The 5,608-nt window shown below is 73.5% G+C and carries 6 protein-coding genes; 3 read left to right on the forward strand and 3 right to left on the reverse strand.

Going from position 1 to position 5,608, the window contains the following annotated elements:
* Positions 1–538 (reverse strand): LacI family DNA-binding transcriptional regulator (locus H5J30_RS15740; protein WP_181788061.1); only part of this gene is annotated, 538 nt, incomplete at its 3' end.
* Between the two features lie 145 nt (positions 539–683).
* Here H5J30_RS15740 and H5J30_RS15745 point away from each other — a divergent pair.
* Together H5J30_RS15745 and H5J30_RS15750 are read left to right on the forward strand one after the other, a co-directional pair.
* Positions 684–1,637: a glycoside hydrolase family 16 protein gene (locus tag H5J30_RS15745; protein ID WP_181788062.1), complete on the forward strand. Its 954-nt coding sequence runs from the start codon at positions 684–686 to the stop codon at positions 1,635–1,637.
* Positions 1,634–2,791, forward strand: coding sequence for a beta-1,3-glucanase family protein (locus H5J30_RS15750; protein WP_181788063.1), 1,158 nt, complete (start codon positions 1,634–1,636; stop codon positions 2,789–2,791). Before H5J30_RS15745 ends, H5J30_RS15750 begins: the two co-directional genes overlap by 4 nt.
* A gap of 167 nt (positions 2,792–2,958) precedes the next feature.
* Here the strand turns inward: H5J30_RS15750 and leuE are convergent, their stop codons facing one another.
* Entirely contained in the window at positions 2,959–3,630 is a 672-nt protein-coding gene (leuE, locus tag H5J30_RS15755; RefSeq protein WP_181788064.1) for a leucine efflux protein LeuE, read from the reverse strand.
* Between the two features lie 142 nt (positions 3,631–3,772).
* Here leuE and H5J30_RS15760 point away from each other — a divergent pair, with 142 nt between their 5' ends.
* Positions 3,773–4,318, forward strand: coding sequence for an MOSC domain-containing protein (locus H5J30_RS15760; protein ID WP_181788065.1), 546 nt, complete (start codon positions 3,773–3,775; stop codon positions 4,316–4,318).
* A 45-nt stretch (positions 4,319–4,363) separates the two neighbouring features.
* Here H5J30_RS15760 and H5J30_RS15765 read toward each other — a convergent pair.
* On the reverse strand, positions 4,364–5,608 hold a 1,245-nt coding region (locus H5J30_RS15765; RefSeq protein WP_181788066.1), incomplete at its 5' end, for an arylsulfotransferase family protein.

Below are 5,608 nucleotides of genomic sequence, written 5' to 3' on the forward strand. Positions count from 1 at the left end.
CCAGCTCCGCCCCCGCCCGGTTGTCGGTGTCCACGTACAGCAGGCCACGCTCCCCCGCCGCCCCCGGCCAGCCCGGCCGGCCGCCGTAGACCACCGGCAGGCCGGCCTCCGCGGCCATGCCCGGCAGCGGGTCGTCGCGGTGCAGCGAGAACATCAGCGCACCGTCGACGTGCCCGCCGGCCAGGAACCGGCCGATGCGCGGATAGTCCGCCCGGTCCGCGACGTACAGCAGCACCAGCTGCGTGTCCGCCGCCGCCAGCGCCCCGCTGATGCCCCGCAGTTGCCGGGCGAAGAACGGGTCGGCGAAGACGCGGCTCTCGGGCTCCGCGATGACGACGGCGACCGCGCCCGTGCGCCGGGTGACGAGCGTGCGCGCGGCCTGGTTCGGTACGTAGCCCAGCTCGGCCACGGCGCGGTGCACCCGCTCGCGCAGCGGCTCGCGCACCCCCTCGCCGCCGTTGACCACGCGCGACACCGTGGCCCGCGACACTCCGGCGCGGGCGGCCACGGCCTCCAGCGTGGGGCGGTTCCCGGACACCTCAACTCCTCTTCACTCGGTGGGCCTTGACAGTAGCCCGCCCACTCGGCAGTGTGCCTCAACACAACCTGAGAGCGCTCTCAAACAGGCGCATCCCCAGGGGAGAACCTCCTCATCCCCCCACACTCCCGAGGAGCAGCCAGACATGCACGCAATACGACTACGGTGGCGCAGGAGCCTGCTCTGCGCGGTCGCCGCGCTGGCCGCGATCAGCGCCCTGACCCTGCCCTCCGCGACGGCCGGCGAGGACGCGGGCAGCGACCCCGCGCCCCTCGCCGAGGTCTTCCGCGACGACTTCGACGGCGCCGCCGGCTCCCCGCCGGACGCCGCGAACTGGATCGTCGACACCGGCACTTCCTACCCCGGCGGCCCCGCCAACTGGGGCACCGGCGAGATCCAGACGTACACGGACAGCCCGGAGAACCTCCAGAAGGACGGCTCCGGCAACCTCACCATCACCCCGCGCCGCGACGGCTCCGGCGGCTGGACGTCCGCCCGGATCGAGACCCAGCGCACCGACTTCCAGGCCCCGGCCGGCGGCGTGCTGCGCGTCGAGGCCCGCATCCAGATGCCGAACATCACCGGCGACGAAGCCCTCGGCTACTGGCCCGCGTTCTGGACCCTGGGCGACGCCTACCGCGGCAACTACTGGAACTGGCCGGGCATCGGCGAGTTCGACATCATGGAGAACGTCAACGGCGTGAACAGCGTCTGGGGCGTGCTGCACTGCGGCACCGCGCCCGGCGGCCCGTGCAACGAGAACAACGGCCTCGGCGCCTCCCGCGCCTGCCCGGACAGCAGTTGCCAGTCCGGCTTCCACGAGTACGCCCTGGAGCTGGACCGCAGCGGCGGGGTCGAGGAGCTGCGCTGGTACGTGGACGGCCAGCAGTACCACTCCGTCAACGCCGACCAGGTGGGCGCCGAGACCTGGGCGAACCTCGCCCACCACGGCCACTTCCTGCTCCTCAACGTCGCCATGGGCGGCGCCTTCCCCGACGGCGTGGCCGGCCACGCCACCCCCACCGACGCGACCCGGCCCGGCGTGCCGATGACCGTCGACTACGTCTCCGTCGAGCAGTCCGGAGGTGCCGCCAAGTGATCTCGCGACGCAGGCTGCTGGGTGGCCTGGCCGTCGCGTCCGCCGCCGCGGGGACACCTCTGGTGCTCTCCGCGGCGCGGGCGGGCGGCGCCGCAGCGGCCCTCGACGTGACCGTCGCCAACCGGACGGGCGCGTACGAGAACTCCTCCATCAGCATCTACGTCGTCGGCAACGAGGGCGGCCGGCAGGTCCGCCTCACGCCCGACGGGACGCTGGCGCCCATCTCGCTCGACGACAACGGCCCCGACGGCTACACCGACTACGCCATCCCCTTCGCCGGCAGCGGCGACACGTCCCTGACGCTGCCGAACATGTCCGGCCGCCTCTACGTCGCCCTCGGCGGCAAGCTGAAGATGAAGGCGGTCACGGACGGCGCCGGCAACGCGGCACTCGCCTACCCGGCCGGCTGGGTGTCCACCGACCCCAACTACCCGCTGGTGCACGACTGCATGGAGTTCACGCTCAACGACGCCGGCATGTTCTGCAACACCACCATGGTCGACATGTTCAGCGTCCCGATGTCCATCCACCTGACGGGCGAGGCCGACCAGACGACCGGGACGCTCAAGGACGGCGCCCGGCAGCAGGTGTTCGACACCCTGGCGGGCACCGAGGGCTACGGCCGGCTGGTGGACGCGGACGGGCTGCGGGTCATCGCCCCCGGGCACGGCCTGGACGCCGGGCTGTTCGACGGCGCGTACCTCGACGGATACGTGGACGAGGTGTGGTCGGCGTACGCGGGCAAGGACCTGAAGGTCACCACGAACGCCGGTACCTTCACCGGCCGCGTCGCCGGCGACCGGCTCTCCTTCACCGGCCCCGCCGACGTCGCCTTCGACCGGCCGCCCACCCGCGACGTGCTGTTCTGCGACGGCAGGCTCGCCGCCCCGAACGACGGCACCACGGGACCGGTCGCCGCCATCCTCGGCGCCGCGCTCAACCGCACCACCCTGCGCGACCACGCCGACCAGCCCGTCACCGACGCGGCCTCCTTCTACGGCACCGACATCTCCAACCACTACGCGCGGGTGATGCACGAAGTGTCGGAGGACGGGCGGGCGTACGGGTTCGCCTTCGACGACGTGTCCGGCTTCGCGTCGTACATCGAGGACCGGGCGCCGCGGCAGCTCACGCTGACGCTGACGCCCTTCTGACACCCACGGGAGCCGGCGGGGGGCAGCGGGAGCCCGCCGGTTCCCGCGGGGCCGCGGGAACCGCGGCGTGCCGGGGGCTGTCCGGTGGTCAGGGCCGGGCAGCCCGCGGCCGGCGGGGCGCGGACGCGCGCCCCGCCGTGCGGCGGCCCCGGGCCCCCGCGCGGCGGTTACGCGCTGCTCGTCGAGAGCTTCGCGGCGAAGCCGAGGAACGCCGTGCCGGCCGCGGCCGACATCCCGGCCGTCAGCCGCCGCCTGCGGCGGAAGAGCGCCGCGAGATGCGTACCGCTGAATATCAGCGCGGTCAGGTACGTGATGCTGAACAGCTGCGCCCAGGCCGCCAGCACGAGGAACGTCAGCTCCGGGTGCGCGTACGCCGGGTCGATGAACTGCACGAAGAAGGAGACGAAGAACAGGATCGCCTTGGGGTTCAGCAGACTGACGACGAACGCCCGGCGGTACGGGCGCTCCATCTCCTCCTTCACCGGCTCCGCCCGCGTCGGCTCCCCCTCCGCGCGGGCAACGGCCCGCGCCTCGCGCTCGCGCCACATCCGCCACGCCCCGCGCAGCATCCCGACCGCCAGCCACGTCAGATAGCCGGCGCCCGCGAACTTGACGACGGCGAACGCCGTCGGGCTGGCCTGGAGCAGCGAGGCCACGCCGCCCGCGGAGAGCACCATGAGCACCATGTCGCCGCACATCACGCCGCCGGCGGCGCGGTAGCCGGCGCGGGCGCCGCGGCGGGCGGCGACGGAGACGACGTAGAGGGAGTTGGGCCCCGGGAGCAGGATGATCAGGGCCAGCCCGGCGAGGTACGTCGACAGATCGGTGACTCCAAGCATGCGGGCCAGGCTGCCACGCGTCCGCCCGTCCGTACGAATCAATAAGCCGCGGTCCCGCATGGCGGACACTGCCGGCCCCGTACCCCCGCCGGTTAGGCTCGTGGGAGATCACAGGTCACACGGCGGAGGGGGCCCGTAGAGCATGGGCGACGGCACGGTCACAGCGGTGTGCAGCAGCGCTAAGTACACGTTCCACAAGCCGGCCCGCGAGGCCGTCACCCTCCTCGCCGGCCTCGGCGTCGAGGGCGACGCGCACGCGGGCGTCACGGTGAAGCACCGCTCCCGGGTCGCCCGCGACCCCTCCCAGCCGAACCTGCGCCAGGTGCACCTGATCCACGAGGAGTTGTTCGCGGAGGTCGCCGAGGCGGGCTTCCGGGTGCGCCCCGGGGAGCTGGGCGAGAACGTCACCACCCGCGGCGTCGACCTGCTCGGCCTGCCCACCGGCACGCTGCTGCACCTCGGTGCGGAGGCCGTCGTGGAGATCACCGGGCTGCGCAACCCCTGCCACCAGATCGACGACTTCCGATCCGGCCTGCTCAAGCAGGTCGTGGGCCGGGACGCGGCGGGGAACGTGGTGCGCAAGGCGGGGGTGATGAGCGTGGTGCTGACGGGCGGCGTGGTACGTCCCGGGGACCCGGTCGTCGTCGTGCTGCCGGACGCCCCGCACCGCCCGCTGGAGAAGGTCTGAGGACGGCGCCCGCACCGCCCGGCGGGCGGTGCGGGCGACCGGCGCTCAGCCGGCGCCGCTCCCCCCGGCCGCACCGGTCTCCGTGACCGCGGAGGCGCCGATCACGTCGCCGTCCGCGTCCAGCGCCTCCGCCTTGACGTACGCCGCGTCCCCCGCGTCCGCGGGCAGGTCGACGTCGGTGTCGAGGCCGTCCCACCGCTCGCGGGCGACGGGCCGCAGATCGTCCTCCGCATCGCCGGCCAGCACCCGCCAGCCGGCGACCTCCGTGGCGCCGTTCCACACCGCGTGCGCGTCGCCGGACGCGCCGTCGACCCGTACCTCCGGCGCGGTCGCGGGCTCGGCCCCCCACTCCTGGCGGTAGGCGCGGTACGAGCTGTACTCGTCCGGGAAGACGGCGTCGAACACCAGCCGCCCGGCCGCGTCGAACTCCGAGATCCGGCCCGCGGAGCCCCAGCCGACCAGGGTGTTGCCGCCCGGCAGACCCTGGCTGCCGCCGGTGACGGCGGTGGAGACGCGGTCGGGGTGCACGAGCTGGCGGGTCAGCTCCGCGGTGCCGCGCCGCGGGTCGACGTGCAGCCACGCCACCCGGGACTCGTAGCCGTCGGAGTGCATGTTCTGGTTGTCGAACATGCGGTACGTGCCGTCGCCGACCGCCACGACGTCGTGCTGGGCGATGGTGCGCGCGCCCGCGCCGAGCCGGAAGTCGCTGTTCTTCCCGCCGAGCCGCCAGACGATCCCGCCGGTCCGCCGGTCGAGCTTGTAGACGGTGCTGGTGCCGACGGCGGAGACGAGGAGGTTGCCGTCGGTGTCGAGGGAGACGGAGTTCGCGTGCAGGTAGTCGAAGGGGCGGGTGCCGGCGCGGCCCGAAGGCCGCTCGTCGGACTCCGTCAGCGGTACGTGGTCGAGGCTGCGCCACTCCAGCAGCGGCTCGCCGGTGGCGACGTCCAGCTCCCACACGACGCTCTCGACGACGTCGCCGTCCTCGGGGCCGCCGACCGGGGTGAGGTCGTAGGGCCGCTGCTGGTAGCTGACGACCAGGGCGGTGCCCTCGGGGGTGAGCCGGAACTCGTGCAGGTCGATGGTCTGCTCCGGGTCCGGGGAGCGGACGGTGGCGATGATGTCGTAGTTCTCGTCGGCGATGTAGCCGACCCCCTCGCCGAGCCCCGCGTTGTCGCTCTTGCCCTGCCACCAGGTCAGGACCTTCTCGCCGCGGTACTCCTGCACGCGGAAGTCGGCGACGTACTCGTTCTGCGGAATGCGGTGGTACCAGACGGGCCGGCCCCGGTCGTC

Source organism: Streptomyces phytophilus (genome assembly GCF_013870535.1).
Classification (GTDB): domain Bacteria; phylum Actinomycetota; class Actinomycetes; order Streptomycetales; family Streptomycetaceae; genus Streptomyces; species Streptomyces phytophilus.

Coding starts and splice junctions, on each gene's coding strand:
- H5J30_RS15745 (WP_181788062.1), top strand. CDS start 684: ATGCACGCAATACGACTACGGTGGCGCAGGAGCCTGCTCTGCGCGGTC.
- H5J30_RS15760 (WP_181788065.1), top strand. CDS start 3,773: ATGGGCGACGGCACGGTCACAGCGGTGTGCAGCAGCGCTAAGTACACG.
- leuE (WP_181788064.1), bottom strand. CDS start 3,630: ATGCTTGGAGTCACCGATCTGTCGACGTACCTCGCCGGGCTGGCCCTG.